Genomic DNA, 16,347 nt, shown 5'->3' with positions numbered 1-16,347 from the left:
CGATGAATGTAGTAGATAAGATTAAAGGACAATTATCCTCCAAAAAGCTGATCGGCATAATCATAGGTATTTTTCTGACCTGGTTCATTGTTGCCTTCCTCGTATATCCGAATCTGAATTTGCTCAAGCTGACCTTTTTTGCAGATGGCCGGTTGTCATTGGAGCCCTTTCAAAAATTGCTCCATTCTTCACGTGCATTGAAAAGTCTGCTTCACAGTGTCGTGCTCGCGGTTTCGCTAGTTGTCACTGTCAATATTGTGGGCATCTTTTTGGTGCTGGTAACCGATTATTTTGATATTAGAGGGGCAAAGCTGCTACGTTTAGGCTATATGACGACTTTGATTTACAGCGGCATTGTCCTGGTCTCCGGGTATAAATTCATTTATGGGGATCACGGCGTCATTACGAATTTTCTCGTACAGCTCTTCCCGTCCCTGGATGTCACCTGGTTCAAAGGGTATTGGGCTGTGTTGTTCGTCATGACCTTCGCCGTTACCTCCAATCATGTGATTTTCTTATCCAATGCGATTCAAAAAGTGGATTATCAAACCATTGAATCCGCCAGAAATATGGGGGCATCGACCTTTTACATATTAAGAAGAGTCGTATTCCCTGTATTGAAGCCCACGATATTCGCTGTTACGATCCTGCTGTTCCTTACAGGCCTGGGTGCTGTTTCGGCACCGATCGTTTTAGGAGGAAGAGATTTTCAGACGATTAATCCGATGATTTTATCCTTTGGCCAAAGCGTGACCTCCAGGGACATGGCTGCCCTGTTAGCCATTATTTTAGGTGTCTTTACACTTCTGTTACTTACGGTCATGAGAAAAATCGAAAAGGGCGGCCATTATGTATCCATTTCCAAGGTGAAGTCGGAGCTTAAAAAGCAGAAAATTAATAACAAGCTGGCCAATGCAATCGTGCACGCCATCGCATACTTGTTATTTTTGATATATGTCATGCCGGTTATTATTATTGTATTATTCTCATTTTCAGACAGCTACAGCATTACGACATCGACCTTATCCTGGAACCATTTTACATTCGATAATTATGCCAAGCTGTTCACGCAGGCCAGTGATTTCAAGCCATACCTGGTTAGTATCGTATATTCAGCGGTTTCAGCCGTCATCGTAGTGATTCTGACGCTCGTTGTAGCGCGAATTCTTCATAAATACAATCACAAACTGTCCACGGTATTAGAGTATGCGATGCTCATTCCCTGGTTATTGCCGTCAACGCTGATTGCGCTTGGTCTGATTATCACCTATGATTCGCCGAAGCTTATCATTTTGAACAACGTACTGACGGGGACCGTATGGATTCTGTTAATCGGCTATGTCATTGTGCAAATCCCGTTTACATTAAGGCTGCTCAGAGCCGCTTTCTTCTCGATCGATCATTCCTTGGAGGATGCGTCGAAAAATCTTGGGGCCGGGACATTTTATACACTAAGAAGAGTTCTGCTTCCCATTATATTTCCCTCGATTATGGCTGTGTTGGCGCTTAACTTTAACGGGCATCTGGCAGATTACGATTTGGCAGTATTTTTATACCATCCATTATTTGAACCGCTAGGCATCGTGATTAAAAACAGCAGCACTGATCAGGTCAGTGTGGATGCCAAGGCTATGGTATTCGTATACTCTGTCATCCTGATGATCATTTCGTCGCTTACTTTGTATCTGGTGTATGGCAGAAAAGCTAAATAAGGGAGGAATGATGAACGCCGGGGCTCCTGAATTTGGGGAAGGGGAATGAAGCTTCACTTCCATTTTGACCCTCTTTCTACACATTGCGACATTTCAAATGTCTCTAGTGTTTAAAAATATGCGATTTTCAATAGTATTTCACAAATCCCGGGGGATTCGATTTTCATGTGCCTATCAAAATGTGATATGATAAAAAGTAGAAAATAAAAAAGCAGCGTATCGCGATGGAGGTATTATTTTTCTTGAAAGACGCAATGATGGTGCTGAAAGAAACAAGCCGGACCTTCTATATTCCTATTAATCGGTTGGTGCCAGGTTTGAAGGAAGCTGTAGCCTCTGCTTATTTGTGCATGAGAGCTATAGATGAAATTGAAGATCATGAATCGATTGCGGACGAATTGAAGATTGAGCTGCTGCGCGGCGTACAGCATATCCTAACAGAGCAAGGTGGAGCAGGTGAAATTGAACGCTACCTGGCCCCTCACCGTGAGGTTTTGCCGGAGGTAAGCTGGAGGCTTCAGGAGTGGGCAGAGCTGTGTCCGGATACCGTCTCTGAGGTTGTATTCCGTTATACGTCCAAGATGGCGGGCCAAATGGCTGACTGGGTCGAGCGGAGCTGGAGCATTCGTACTGTAGAGGATTTAGATGCGTACACGTATAGTGTGGCAGGTATGGTCGGCGAGATGCTGTCCGAAATCTGGCATTGGTATGACGGGACGCAAACAGATCCTTTAAAAGCGGTTGCTTTCGGGCGCGGATTGCAAGCGGTTAATATTTTGCGCAACCGGGATGAGGATTTGAAGCGGGGCGTGGATTTCTTTCCTGAGGGCTGGAGCTCCAAGGAGATGATCCAGTATACCCGTAATAATCTGAAGCTTGGCGATGCGTATAATGAAGAGCTCAACGGCGGTCCGGCGCTGGAATTTTGCAAAATACCGTTGAAGCTGGCTCATGCGACGTTGAATCTGATTGCCGCGGGCGGCAATAAATTGACGAGACAGGCAGTCATGAAGCTGGTCAACAGTCTTACCTGATTAATACCATATTTTAATGAGGACATGAGAACCATCCGGTATATCCCGGACGGTTCTTTTTTTATAAAAATCTATAAATGCGGCCAAAAAGGATGGGATAAAAATTAGATTGCTTTTCAGAGAAGAAGGTAGTAAAATCCATAATGCAAACATTTGTTCTTCATACATAAAAGGGGCGGCATCAGATGTTCAAGAAGCTGGAATGTGTTTGTATGTACGCAGAGGATTTGGAAAAATCGCTTGGCTTTTACACGGCAATGGGCTTAACGGAAAATTGGCGGATTGAACGGACGATGGACAATGGATTTGTCTGGACGCTAATCGGCCTGAAATTTCCTCAAGCAGACAGCTCCGAGCTTGTGCTCAGCAATCATCCCCAGAATAAATTTACGGAAGCAGAAATTCTGGTTGAAGATGTGCAGCAGGTGTACCATCATTTGAGCCAAAATGGAGAGGTGAAGTGGATTAAAACTCCCTTTGAGACCGAATCGGGGCATGTGGCCGTGATAGAGGCTCCCGATGGAAATGTGTTCGTGCTCATCGGTCAGTAGTTTTAGCAATCTGTGAGAAATGCAGCTGGCTGCATCATGCTAAAATAGCACTAAGTTGAACAAGCTATTCCCTGAGAGGTTGTTGAACAGCGCCAACCATTTTACGTACGAATTGTCAAAATTTAATTTGTTCGTGCGTTAACAGAAATGGATAGCTAATTTATTATTTATACGGTAAACTTACAGTTGCTGCTAGAGATAAACATGCAGTTTTAAGCTGCGAGCAGCCGAGATTAATCATTCCGGCATGGAATGTCCGCATGTTGCGGGCTTGCCGGATCATGGAGAGGGGTAATCATATTGGCTTCATCTGCTCACAAACAAGAAAAGCAGTCCGCCTTTGGCAGCAAGAGCAATCGTTTGATTGTGCTTGTGATGGTACTGGGCGTGTTCGTTGCGATTCTGAACGAAACCCTGCTTAACGTCGCACTCACTCCGATTATGGCAGACCTGGGTGTATCACCAAATACCGCACAATGGCTGTCAACGGGATATTTGCTGGTTATCGCCGTATTGATTCCGGCGACCGCATTTTTGATTCAACGCTTTACGACAAGAGGCTTGTTCCTGACGGCTATGGGGCTATTTACGGCAGGGACATTAATAGCTGCTCTTGCTTCCGGATTTCCGCCGCTGTTTGTAGGCAGAATTATTCAGGCTAGCGGTACTGCGCTAATGTTCCCGCTTTTGACGAATGTCGTGTTCGCACTTGTTCCGATGTCCAAGCGCGGGGCAGCAATGGGGACGATTGGGATCGTCATTACGTTCGCTCCGGCGATCGGACCGACGCTGTCCGGTTTTATTGTTGCGCATTATAACTGGCGGATGCTGTTCTATAGCGTTCTTCCGGTTGCTATTTTCGTCATTTTGTTTGCATTTTTCAGATTGAAAAACGTCTCCGAATCCAATCCGACGAAGCTTGATCCGCTATCGGTAATTTTGTCGGCATTTGGCTTCGGCGGTATTGTATATGGCTTCAGCAGTGCAGGAGAGGGCCATGGGGACTGGTCCAGTCCCGGTGTACTGATTCCGATTCTGGTGGGTGGCGTGGCTCTGTTGTGGTTTGTTTTGCGTCAGCTTTCCTTGAAGCAGCCGATGCTTGATCTGCGCGCATTCAAATCATTTACATTCAGCCTGTCCGTTATTATCATGCTGATTGTCATGATGGCGATGTTCTCAACGATGATGCTTGTTCCAATCTTCCTGCAGAATGCCCTTCATTACTCGCCGCTTGAAGCAGGACTTGCCATGCTTCCGGGCGGGGTTGTTATGGGAATTATGTCACCAATCACCGGAAGGCTGTTTGACCGTTTTGGAGCTAGAGGATTGGCGCTGGTCGGATTGCTGCTGCTGTCAGGCGGTCTGGTCGGCTTTGCGTTCATGACGCTGTCCATTTCGTATATCACGATCATGCTGCTGAACACCTTGTTTATGCTTGGTATTTCCATGCTGATGATGCCAGTTATGACCAATGGGCTTAATGGTTTGAAACCAGCTCTGTACCCGCATGGAACTGCAATTGTTGGTACCATTCAACAGGTTGGTGGAGCAGTCGGCATGGCCCTGCTGGTTACGATTATGACAACAGGAGCAGCTCAATATGCTTCTGATGCTGCGGCAACTGTTGCAGCAGCAGATCTGCCGGCACTATCACTGGCTGCGGGTATGAGACAGGCATTCCTGCTTGCTCTGGGTCTTGTCGCGATCGCACTCGTACTTGCCTTATTCTTCCTCAAACGCACTCAGCCTGAGAGTGGAGGCGAAATGCAGCAGGTTCATGCACACTAAGGCTGACCATGCAATTCTAGTGAAACGTTAAATAGAAGTTAAAGCGCGCACTTCCCGTTAAGCCTGGTGAAACATAGAGGTTAACGGAAGGTGCGCATTTTTTTGCATACATAAAGACTGGATATTTAAGTAAGTTTAGAAAAAACTAGGTTCTGGCTGGTGAGTAAGGCATTCCTTTACCAGCCAGCTTGTCTGTCCATTATTAAGCCTGATTGTCATCCTTTTTCTGGTGATGGGGACAGAAGGCTTCCATCATGGCAATCGTCTGGGCATCAAGCTCAGTATTGCGCTGCACAAGCTGCTCTTGGATATGTTCAAATTCCGGAGCTTTTTTGTTTTGTCCGAATTTATACTTGGCTGAAAGCTCGCGGACGGTTATGCGCACGACCGAGGTGCTTTTTAATTGTCCGGTATAGTCCGGATCTGCGGGATCAATTGGAGCGTACCCTCCCTCTGGTTGAAGCTTCCGCATAAACGCCCCCAAAGCAGCCGCTTTTTCTTCAAGGTCGGTTAATAGTTCAGCCTCGCCCTTAATAATGACCGATTTGAAAAAGGCGGTCGCCGGACAGGCAAGCTTCGGATCTGTAAAATATGAAGGGATGATCGAATACTCCTTGGCTACCGAAAAGGTGACCTTCTGATTGGCTTTTATATTTTTAATTTTGCGTCCGGCGACGCTGCCGTGGAAATAAATATAGTCATTGAAATAGACAAAATTCAGCGGAGTCAGTTCCGGCCAGCCATCCTCATGAATCGTCCCCAGCACACCGAATGTCATCTCCTGCAGGAATTGTCCGGTTTCAGCAGCATCCATCAATTCAAATTCTTTTCTTCTCATAGACAAGCCCCTCCTCAATCCATAGAACAATATATTTGAGTCCCAGCTTACTGTAGTTATTGACAATTAAAAAGATCCAATTTACATTAACTTTATTAGACCATTTAAATTGAGGCGGGAATGCTATGCAATTTCACATCCCATATCATGTATATACGGAGAAGTTTTCGAAGAAACGGCTTGCGTTGTATCATGCGCTATATGACTCTATTGTTTCGGGGGTGCTGGAGGCCGGCACCCGGCTGCCATCCAGCCGTGAGTTGGCTGCAATGTATGATGTGTCACGGGGTACCGTCAGCCAGGTATATGATATGCTTTCCTCTGAAGGCTATATCACGGGCGGGGTGGGGAAAGGAACCTTTGTCTCGTTTCAGCCACCCAAGCATAGGACAGGTGAATCACCTGGGAGAAGTGAATATTTGCTTGCAGATTGGGGCCAGCGTATCCATGAGCTGCAGGGATGGAAGGAAGAAGAAGCTTCGAATGTGCAGAGCAACGAGAAACAGACCATTAATTTTGGTGCATGGGGGTCGGAGACAGAGTTCCCGGACAAGGAATGGCATCGTTTCCTCTATGCGGAGTCCAGACAACTTGCTGAGGGGAATGGACTGCGGAGCCGATCACGGATTTCAACATTGGGTGACGATGGCTTGAGGGAAAGCATCGCCCAATATGTGCGCCGTGCCAGAGGCATTGCCGTGGATGCGCAGCAAATCGCTGTATTTAATGGCTCCATGCAGGCGTTGGCTTTGACAGCTCAATTGTTCATTAACCCTGGAGAGAGGGTCGTTGTCGAAAATCCCGGTTATGGAGGAGCACTCCGGGCTTTTCAGGCTTTGGGCGGCATATGCTTGCACGCTCCTGTAGACAGTGAGGGGATTATACCGGAAGATTGGGATGCGAAGCTGTTGTTTGTCACTCCCAACCGGCAGTTCCCAACGGGTGCGGTGCTGTCATTGGAACGCAGACATGAACTGTTGGCATGGGCGTCACGGCATAATGCGCTTATTATAGAAGATGATTATGACAGTGAATTCCGCCACCGCGGCAAATCTCTGGAGCCGCTCAAGGTGCTGGACAGGGAGGAACGGGTGATTTATGTCGGGAGCTTCAGTAACACGCTGCTGTCACATGTGAGAATCGGCTATGCAGTATTGCCTGCTTCTCTGGTTCGCCTCTATGCAAGAGCAAAAGCATTGTTCGATCCGCATCCATGCAATCTGCTGGAACAGCGGGCGTTGGCGGCCTGGATGCAAAGCGGTGAGTATGAGCGCCACTTGCGGAGAATGAAGCGCGTGCACGGCAAGAAGTTCAAGCTGCTGCGCGAGCAGCTGGACAGCCGTCTGTCCGGCCTGTTCAACTGGGTGGAAGGGGATGCGGGATTGAACCTGTTCGGCTGGTGGCGGGGCAGCGCGGAAGACTATGTAAAATACCGGCAGGCCTGTCTGGAGAGCGGGATTTGTTGGCCGGAGACGAGCGTTCAAAAAGAGGATTGGGGTTCTATCCGTTATGGCGCTTATTTCAGATTCCCTCATTTGACTGAGGAGCAGATTATTTATGGTGTTCGTAAAATGGAAGAAATTTGGACGTCGCTTGAAGGGATTTCGACCTCGTGACGAACATGAATTGTGGTTGGGCAAAGGGTAATGTTTATGATATATTAAGTAGATTACAGTTGGAAACGGAGCGGGGAAAGCATTACGAAAATTGACCGTATGCCGGATTCTCGCAGGCTGATCCAGCGCGTACGTGAAGCACACGGGAACAATTGGCTTGTGGCTGGCTCCGCATGGGCGGGAGGTCCAGGGGATTGAGATGATCCCGGAGGCGGTGCAAGACGCCAGAGATAATGCGCGGGAGAGCGAAGTGGGCAATGCGCTGTTCTATGAAGGACGTGCAGAGATGCTACTGCCGGAGTGGATCGGGAGGGACATTCGGCCTGATGTCGTTGTTGTCGATCCGCCGCGCACCGGCTGCGAGCGCCCATTGCTTGAGGCGCTGGTCCAGGCGAAGCCCAAGCGGCTCGTATATGTATCGTGCAACCCGTCGGCACTTGCGAAGGATTGCAAGTACTTGTTGGAAAACGGGTTTGCCTGGAGAGCGTGCAGCCGGTGGATGTGTTCCCTCAGACGAATCATGTTGAGTACTGTTCACTAACCAATTAAAGCAGGAGGTTCCGATTATGCATAAGAAAAAAACGAACTACCCTAAAGTCAGCCGTCCCAATTACAGTCAGTATACCGTCAAAGAACCGACGGAACTGCTGCTTTTTTTATTGCAAAAACTATCCAAACTCGGCCGGAACTCCGTTAAAGCCATACTAGCCCGCGGACAAGTAACGGTCAACGATCGGGTCGTGACAGAATATAATTGTCCTCTTGTGCCTGGACAAACGGTTACCATTCGAAAGGATAAGCCTGTTGAAGAACCGCTGCTCGTCGGGCTATCTATCCTGCATGAGGACGAGGATATCATCGTCATTCAGAAAAATGCCGGTTTGCTGTCGATCGCTTCTTCCCAAGAAAACGAAATGACAGCCTACCGGCAGCTAACGGCCCATGTTCGAATTAAAGATCCTGGAAGCAGGGTTTTTGTTGTTCATCGTCTGGATCGAGATACTTCCGGTGTGATGATGTTCGCCAAGAGCGAGAGGGTTCAGCAATTGCTTCAGAACTCCTGGCAGGACACTGTAAAGGAGCGTACATACGTTGCCTTGGTTGAAGGAAAGATCAAGAAAACGGAAGGCACGATTTCGTCTTGGTTGAAAGAAAGCAGCACACTAAAAATGTATTCCAGTCATCGTCCGAATGACGGTCAACACGCTGTGACACATTACAAAATTATTCAGTCCAATAGTAACTTTACCTTAGCGGAGGTCCGACTCGAAACAGGGCGAAAAAATCAAATACGCGTCCACATGCAAGACATAGGACATCCCATTGTGGGGGATAAAAAATATGGTTCGAAGTTAAATGTAATTAAACGACTCGGTCTCCATGCTCGTGTGTTAGCTTTTATACATCCTACAAAAGGTGATCTCTTGCGTTTTGAAACAGACATCCCCAAGCCGTTTCTTAATCCTTTTCGACAACCTTCTTCTGCCTCAAATTAACTGTTGACGAGGATATCTGTCTTTTTAAATCAGAAACCATGTTCGGAATCGCAGCGGATATATGTTTCCGAAGACGGCACATGTTGAGTGTTGCTCACTGTTGGTCAGGAAGTAAAACTAATAGTGCGAGATGTATTGGCGGATAGAGATGAAGATAAATCGCATGAATGAAATAGCCATATTATGATTAGGATAGAAAAGATTAGGATAGAAAAAGGAGCCGGACGGCCATCCGACTCTCTGCACAACATTTTGGGTGGGAAGCCTCCCAGCGAGACTTTAGAAAATAACCCGTTCCCTTGGCGCTAATGATATGCTCCCAACATAGTAGACAGTAGAAAAAACAAAACTTCTACTACTACCATGATGGGAGTTTTTTTGATGTCGAAAAGGAGTCCAATTTCATTAGATGTAAAACTAGACGTTGTAAAAAGATGCCTGCAACATGATTCAAATCCTCATTATGAAGCGAAACAACTGGGGATCGACAACGAAACCGTCAAGGATTGGATAAGGAAATATGAAGCAGAGGGTTATGAAGGATTAAAGGAATCCAGGGCCTGGAAAGTATACTCGAGAGAGCTCAAACAAGCCGCGATTAGAGATGTTCTATCCGGAACGTATTCCATACGAGAAGCGACCAAGCAGTACCACATTTCAGATAAAAGCGTTTTGAAGAAATGGATTTCCAAGTATACTAGTAGGGAAGAACTTAAACCGACTCGTAAAGGAAAATCCGGGATGAATAAAGGACGTAAAACTACATTTGAAGAACGCGTAGAAATTGTACAGTATACCCTTGCAAATCAGTTGGATTATCAGAAAGCTATGAAGAAATACGATGTGTCCTACCAACAGGTGTATGCATGGGTTCGTAAATATCAATCGGGCAGTGAGGAGGCTCTTAGGGATCATCGTGGTCGCAATAAACCAGTGGAAGAACTGGATGAGAACGAGCGTCTTAAACTTCGGGTCAAGGAGCTAGAAGCGCGCAACGCTTATTTAGAAATGGAGAATGCCTTCGAAAAAAAGTTAGCAGAGATCCGGCGAAGACCTACACGCTAACCTTTGTTCGACATGTAGACTTGTATCAAGCAATTCAAGAACTACATGCGGAGAAGGGCTATGCCATCATAGCGCTATGCAAGCTTGCTAAAGTCGCCAGATCTGCCTATTATAAATGGCTAAAGTGGAAGCCGTCCAAACGAGAGCTTGAACGTCTTGCACTAGCAAAAGAAGTGAAGCTTCACTATGACAAGCGAAAAGGGATACTGGGTTATCGTCAAATGCGCGTCCAATTGAACCGTAAGCTTAAAAAGAGTTACAACAAAAAGCGATACTACCGGATCATGAGAGCTCTCGGTTTAAAGGCGGTCATTCGCAGGAAGCGTCCAAACTACGTGAGAGCCTCGGAAACACATATCGCTGAGAACGTAATGAATCGTGAATTTCAAGCAGCTGCGAAAATTGCATAAGCATCACCTCCGAACGGGGAAGTCAGAGGATGCGAAGCAACCGAATTGCCAAAGCTGATGGTAGAATCGATAGACTTATACCTTATAAAAAATAGTGGAATTAAATTGACAGAGCAAGTTGAGTGTGTTAGAATCGCTTTAATTTAAAATGAAAAGGCTATGATGAGAAATAGTAGGTATTAGGGATCTCACAGAGAGAAGATGGTTGGTGCGAATCTTCATTGATCTAATAGTGAAGCAGTCTCGGAGCTGTGAACCGAACAGAGGAATCTTAGTAGGCTTCAACGGAGTTCCACCGTTATTCAGGAAACAATATCGGAGATATCCCGTATTGATAGAGTGCAGAGAAATCTGAAATTAGGTGGTAACACGGACATAATAGTTCGCCCTAAGTTGACAAGAAATATGTCAGCTCAGGGCTTTTTTTGTTTTATTTCTTTTCGTTTGAATATTCGCAGAATAAAAACTTTTGGATTTTCCAAGAATAAATAATAATTAAAATGGAGGTATTGAGCATGGTGAAAATGACACCAGATGAGTTAAGAAAATCATATATTGATTTTATGAAAGGAATAGGGGCTAGCCAAGTACCCTCTTCTAGCTTGTTACCAGAAAATGATCCCTCAACGTTGTTTACGGGAAGTGGAATGCAACCTATGGTTCCCTATTTATTGGGGGAAAAGCATCCGATAGGTAATGAGATAACTAATATTCAGAAGTGTTTAAGGACAGTGGATATTGATGAAGTAGGAGATACGTCGCATCTAACATTTTTTGAAATGATAGGTCGATGGGAGTTTAAAGCAAATGAAAATAACTATAAGAAAAAGCAAATCGATGCCATTTGGAATTGGCATATTATCGAATTAGGAATTGATCCTGGCAGGCTGTATATCAGTGCTTTTATAGGAAGTGATGATTTGAATATACAGAAAGATACGGAAGCCATTCAAATCTGGTCAGAAAAATTCAAATCAGTTGGTATAGAACCTATTATTGAGGATGATCCATATAAATATGGGACATCTAGAGGTGGGAAAATATTCTTATACGATGAAAAAGAAAATTGGTGGAGTAGAGCCGGAAGTCCCTTAGATATGCCTGTTGGTGAACCAGGTGGGCCTGATAGTGAAATGTTCTATGATCTTGAACCAGGCGGTGATTCACTGGATCATCCTGCTTCTGTAAGCGAGAGGTTTTTAGAAATTGGGAACAACGTATTTATGTGTTACAAAAAAGAAGACACAGGATTTGTAAAAATGCAAAATCCCAATATTGATTATGGAGGCGGATTAGAAAGGGTTGCAACAGCCCTTAATGGTGACAAGGATATTTATAATACGGCTTTCTTCCTTAATCCCAAGAAAAAATTGATGGAGTTAAGTGGTAAACAATATACTGATGAATTAAAGTCGTTTAGAATCATACTTGATCATGTGAGGGCTGCTACTTTTCTAATTAATGATGGTGCGGAGCCAGCTAATAGTGATGCAGGGTATATAACAAGAAGGTTATTAAGAAGGGCGATTCGTGCAGGTAAAAAAATCGGTATACGAGGAAGTTTTGTGGGTGAGTTGTCTGAAGTTTATATAGATGAAGCAACAGCTTATGAAGATTTGATCAGTAATAAAAAGAAAGTTATCGAAATAGTAAATAAGGAAGAAAATCTTTTCTATAGAACTTTACAGCAAGGAGAAATTGAAATACAAAAACATCTTAAGAATAAAGGTAAAGTTACAGGTGCAGACGCCTTTTATTTTTACGAAACATATGGGTTTCCCTTGGAATTGACGGAAGAGTTCCTAACTGAAAGTGGATATAGCATGGAGGACAAGGCGTCTTATGTAGAGGCGGCAAAGAAACATGCTGAAAAGAGCAGAACTGCTTCTGCGGGTAAATTTAAAGGTGGATTAGCTGAACATTCAACGGAAACAACAGCGCTGCACACGGTATCTCATTTATTACTTGCTGGTTTAAGGGAAGTTTTAGGTGATCATGTTCATCAACAAGGAAGTAATATTACTTCAGAACGATTAAGGTTTGACTTCAACCATGATGAAAAACTTACGCCAGAGCAAATAGCTGAGGTGGAGAAGTATGTGAATGATGCGATTTCGTCAAAAGCAATTACCTATATTTCAGAGCTGCCTAAAACTGAAGCGAAAGAAAGTAATGTTGTAGGGAATTTTTGGGATAAATATCCGGATATCGTTAAGGTTTATACAATCAAAGATAACGAAGGGAAAGTTTGGAGTAGAGAAGTATGTGGAGGTCCTCATGTAGAAGATACAACAAACTTAGGAAAGTTCAGTATTAAAAAAGAACAATCTTCTTCTGCTGGAGTTAGAAGGATTAAAGGAGTAATTGATAAATATTTCCAGAACGCGGAACAATAGCTGATGAGACTCTTTCGTACGAGCCTGTTCTTGTTATTGTTAGTCATTTTTATGAAAAAACTCCCCATACAGTAACAGGGTTGCATTATTTCACCTGTCTACCGTATGGGGAGCATATCACATTAAGAAATCTAAGGCCAAAATTATCCGCATGATGACAGAGAATCCTGCAAATTTTTATGATATGGAATTTTCAATAGCTTTGTGTTGTTCATTGTTTTCAAATGCCACAGTAAGACGTGGTAAAGGTATACCTAATTTTTTTGCTTCTCTCACAACTTCAAGTACCGCAAAACCTGCTTTACTATTATTGTATTCGATGAAAAGTCGTGGTAAGCTGCCCTTTGCAAAAATAACCTTGTTAAAAAGCGTACCGAGAAGTGCTGGTGGAATCTTAGTTAACAGTAGAGAAATCGTATCAATCTTTGCACCTCTTGCTTTAAGTACAGGAATAATTTCCCTCATATTCTTACCAACATTTGCGAATGAGTCACTATGATTCATGAGTGCTGGAAAACTTCCCAGTTTTAACACCTCGGTCTCTATAGCCGCATTCATGGCAAAGTGACCCCATAGCCAGTTTTGCATATCCTTTATCCAACTAATTTTAAAATGGGCACTTTCAAATAGTTCTTTAACCTTGTTGTTAATTTGTTCAGTGCCTCCCCGTGGTTTTTCCAGAAATAGCATTTTCAAAAAGCCGCCTCTAAGCCTATTGTCCGCGATGCCTCCTCCTCCTCCTGGGAACCCAAAGACAACATTGTTCATAGACAATGGTGAGATCGATGATTTCAAATCTTGCCAAACATTATTGAATATTAGGACAGGGGTGTTTCCAGCAGCAGTCGATAGTAATTGGGCTGCTGCTGGAAGCTGTTCCGTGTTGACACTCACAATAATGAGATCATAATTCGGGCTCAGCTCCTCATGCAGGTTGACGTTCCAGCTTTCTTTTATTAGTTGTTTCCCTCTTCGTGCGTCCCACATTTCAAGCTCTATATTGCTTCCGAAGGTTTCTTTTCTCCCTTTTCTAACGTAAAACTCAACTGTATGCCCTGCCTTTTCAAAAGCCCAAGCATATTGGGTCGATATTACACCTCTACCGAAGAATAAAATTCTCATATTAGCCTCCCAAAAAAATATATATAAATCCTTGTTGATGATCAAACAACGTGTTGTATAATGTTATTGTATAGATTCACTATACGGTCATCAACCATCAGATTTTTAATATCTGTCGTATAATCGATTGAACAGAAAAATGGAGGCAAATAATGAAAAAGCAACCTGAAATTACGGACAAAACAAGGCAAACATTTATAAATGTATTCTGTGATTTATATAGCCAAAAACCAATTGAAAAAATATCCATTCAAGAGATTGCTAACCAATCAGGATATAATCGCAGTACATTTTATCAATACTTTACGGATATCTATGAGTTGTTGGACTGCGTTGAAGAGCGTGTTTTGAAATCCATTAACGAGGAAATGGCAGGCAGAGAGTTTTCTACACATACTTTCCAAGATGCACTTCAATGCTTGGAAAGTGCAGAGGAAATTTCAGTTCTTAAAGCCCTCTTGGGCGACTATGGTTCTGTTCATTTTGTTGAACGCCTGAAAAGAGAAATTCCCTTTGAGAGATTGATTGTTGACTTTCCAACAAATGATGTCTTAGCACCATACATAATTGAGTTTTACATATCAACATTAATATCTATGTTTCGCCTTTGGATACGCAACGGCAAAGATCTATCGTCGGAAGAATTGGTCAAGTTGGTAGATAGCCTATTTGCAAATGGGATAACACCGTATCATATCTTTGGCAAGGTCAATCCGCGGCGCCCTGATTTGAATAAAAAGTAAGGGGACGAGGAGAAGGAGAATGAGGGACTTTAATATCGGCTCATCTTGCCATTTGGCGGGCATCATTGGCGCATTCTTGATAAACAGGGCAATACGGCCTTGATTTTAACTGAACACATGATCGAACAACACTCCTATTACTGACAATGAAAAAAATACGGTGAGCGGCAGCATTTACCTGTTAGAGTCCGAACATATTACCGTTCGGGCTTTACTATTTTGCAACATATTCCAAACTGGCAACTATGGTGGAGACGTTGTATGAGATGCAAGTAGTAGGTGGTTTCGCTTGAGACAATTAATGCCGCTATAACGTAGCTAATGAGTATATGGGATGCGCTGTCTGTAACGACAGGAGGTCGAAGTAAAGTCTGAGGGTAAAAAAGAATACGCTCGCACAGGCAGGATATTATGATTTCCCTGCACAATACGAGCGTATTCATCGTTAAAGCGGTTGAACTGACGATTAACGAAGGTTGCACAGAATGCTCACTCTTCTATAGCTGTACCCGAAGGCTTCGATTGCTTAATAAACAACGACAGAAGCAGAGTGACTAAATAAGAGCCACATCTTCCCGTGACGTATGAATGAAAGTATCCCAGGATTCATCCGGGCTATCCCATTCTGTAGGATAATCGGAGTGATTCTTCGGCACAGTGTTTGGACGAATATTCTTCGGTAATCGTCAAAGGGAAGTACAGCTACCCCTCAGTTACGGGACTAGGACCTAGCTCGAACACACTGGGATCCGGTTTCGTACGAACGAACTGGGATAAGAAGTTCATTAAATAAATCAGGATTTGCTCGGGGTCCACATCCCACTGCTTCTGAATTAAGTGCCCCCTCATGGCCATACGCAGCATCATGCTGATAATCGTATTTTGCACCATGGTCTCAAGAACAATGGGATCAAACGAAGGCTGAATCGAACCATCGCGAATTCCTTCTCTAATGGCAGCTATAAACCGCTCGCTGCGATCCTCCATCGAGTTTTTGTAGCGCTTGCGCAGTTCCTCTGAGGGAAAAGAATTACGGTAGTAGTGATCGAACAGCCCGATAAAGCGCAGATGATCGGGCTGCTCATGATAGAGCAGCAGCCACCCATTTAGCATGATACCCAGCTTATCCGCGCCAGTCTTGCCGGATTCGCCGTCCACCTGAAAATAATGAGAAATTTCCTTCATGATTTTAATCTGTATTTCAAACACAATTTCATGTATTGAATTAAAGTATTTATACATCGTAACCCTGCTGATCCCCGCCTTCGCCGCGATATCCACCATCGTAATTTGGGATATATCCTTCTCCAAAAATATTTCTCTGGCTACCTCAAGAATCTGCTGACGGCGTTTCAGACGCAGGTCATCTAATTCCTCATCCCATGTTTTCAAAGCGCTCTAGCCTCATTTCTACGACGTTTTATAGTATTACAAAATCGTTCATTCACTGCCAATGCCTCTTCTGTATTTTATTATAAGCCATTTTGCGAAAAAAAGTTAACAAAATATAAATAGGTATTTACAGTCTGTTAATTCGAATGTATAATTATGGTAACTACTTAGGTTCATTAGAAGC

13 protein-coding genes, 1 pseudogene and 1 other annotated feature are annotated in these 16,347 nt (G+C 44.0%); of the genes and pseudogenes, 11 read left to right on the top strand and 3 right to left on the bottom strand.

Annotated features, from left to right (window positions below):
* Positions 1–2 precede the first annotated feature (2 nt).
* The 4 genes from H583_RS0106085 to H583_RS0106070 all read left to right on the top strand — a co-directional run bounded on the left by H583_RS0106085 (position 3) and on the right by H583_RS0106070 (position 5,085).
* Positions 3–1,712 (top strand): ABC transporter permease, encoded by a 1,710-nt coding sequence (locus H583_RS0106085; RefSeq protein WP_028559691.1) that lies wholly within the window; start codon positions 3–5, stop codon positions 1,710–1,712.
* Positions 1,713–1,966: 254 nt separating this feature from the next.
* On the top strand, positions 1,967–2,746 hold the full coding sequence (locus tag H583_RS0106080) for a squalene/phytoene synthase family protein (protein WP_081667024.1): 780 nt from the start codon (positions 1,967–1,969) through the stop codon (positions 2,744–2,746).
* Between the two features lie 185 nt (positions 2,747–2,931).
* A complete protein-coding gene (locus H583_RS0106075) occupies positions 2,932–3,297 on the top strand; it encodes a VOC family protein (RefSeq protein WP_028559689.1) in 366 nt (121 codons plus the stop codon).
* A gap of 297 nt (positions 3,298–3,594) precedes the next feature.
* Complete coding sequence (locus H583_RS0106070) at positions 3,595–5,085, top strand: MDR family MFS transporter (protein WP_425414502.1); 1,491 nt, start codon at positions 3,595–3,597, stop codon at positions 5,083–5,085.
* Between the two features lie 202 nt (positions 5,086–5,287).
* Here the strand turns inward: H583_RS0106070 and H583_RS0106065 are convergent, their stop codons facing one another.
* Positions 5,288–5,923 carry a pyridoxamine 5'-phosphate oxidase family protein gene (locus tag H583_RS0106065; RefSeq protein ID WP_028559687.1) on the bottom strand — a complete coding sequence of 212 codons (636 nt, stop codon included), beginning with the start codon at positions 5,921–5,923 and terminating at the stop codon, positions 5,288–5,290.
* A 125-nt stretch (positions 5,924–6,048) separates the two neighbouring features.
* Between H583_RS0106065 and pdxR the strand changes: the two genes are divergently transcribed.
* The 6 genes and pseudogenes from pdxR to H583_RS0106035 all read left to right on the top strand — a co-directional run bounded on the left by pdxR (position 6,049) and on the right by H583_RS0106035 (position 12,906).
* A complete protein-coding gene (gene pdxR, locus H583_RS0106060; RefSeq protein WP_036708676.1) occupies positions 6,049–7,539 on the top strand; it encodes a MocR-like pyridoxine biosynthesis transcription factor PdxR in 1,491 nt (496 codons plus the stop codon).
* 142 nt (positions 7,540–7,681) lie between these two features.
* Positions 7,682–8,088 (top strand): annotated as a pseudogene (locus H583_RS0106055) (class I SAM-dependent RNA methyltransferase); the annotation flags it as partial.
* 17 nt (positions 8,089–8,105) lie between these two features.
* Positions 8,106–9,035 carry an RluA family pseudouridine synthase gene (locus tag H583_RS32070; RefSeq protein ID WP_036708672.1) on the top strand — a complete coding sequence of 310 codons (930 nt, stop codon included), beginning with the start codon at positions 8,106–8,108 and terminating at the stop codon, positions 9,033–9,035.
* Between the two features lie 381 nt (positions 9,036–9,416).
* Entirely contained in the window at positions 9,417–10,100 is a 684-nt protein-coding gene (locus H583_RS0106045) for a helix-turn-helix domain-containing protein (RefSeq protein WP_028559684.1), read from the top strand.
* Between the two features lie 20 nt (positions 10,101–10,120).
* Entirely contained in the window at positions 10,121–10,510 is a 390-nt protein-coding gene (locus H583_RS32065) for an IS3 family transposase (RefSeq protein WP_081667012.1), read from the top strand.
* Between the two features lie 150 nt (positions 10,511–10,660).
* Positions 10,661–10,904, top strand: a binding site (T-box leader).
* Between the two features lie 121 nt (positions 10,905–11,025).
* Complete coding sequence (locus H583_RS0106035) at positions 11,026–12,906, top strand: alanine--tRNA ligase (protein WP_028559683.1); 1,881 nt, start codon at positions 11,026–11,028, stop codon at positions 12,904–12,906.
* A gap of 177 nt (positions 12,907–13,083) precedes the next feature.
* Here the strand turns inward: H583_RS0106035 and H583_RS0106030 are convergent, their stop codons facing one another.
* The gene (locus H583_RS0106030) at positions 13,084–14,028 is read right to left on the bottom strand and encodes a ketopantoate reductase family protein (protein WP_028559682.1); all 945 of its coding nucleotides are present in this window, start codon (positions 14,026–14,028) and stop codon (positions 13,084–13,086) included.
* Positions 14,029–14,180: 152 nt separating this feature from the next.
* Between H583_RS0106030 and H583_RS0106025 the strand changes: the two genes are divergently transcribed.
* A complete protein-coding gene (locus H583_RS0106025; RefSeq protein ID WP_028559681.1) occupies positions 14,181–14,771 on the top strand; it encodes a TetR/AcrR family transcriptional regulator in 591 nt (196 codons plus the stop codon).
* 702 nt (positions 14,772–15,473) lie between these two features.
* On the opposite strand, the gene H583_RS0106020 is transcribed toward H583_RS0106025, so the two are convergent.
* Entirely contained in the window at positions 15,474–16,163 is a 690-nt protein-coding gene (locus H583_RS0106020; RefSeq protein ID WP_028559680.1) for a TetR/AcrR family transcriptional regulator, read from the bottom strand.
* Between the last annotated feature and the right edge of the window lie 184 nt (positions 16,164–16,347).

The organism is Paenibacillus pinihumi DSM 23905 = JCM 16419 (assembly GCF_000422505.1).
In the GTDB taxonomy this organism is placed as follows: domain Bacteria; phylum Bacillota; class Bacilli; order Paenibacillales; family Paenibacillaceae; genus Paenibacillus_D; species Paenibacillus_D pinihumi.
Note: the sequence above shows the minus strand (reverse complement) of the source record. Positions and strands in the feature narration are given on the sequence as shown.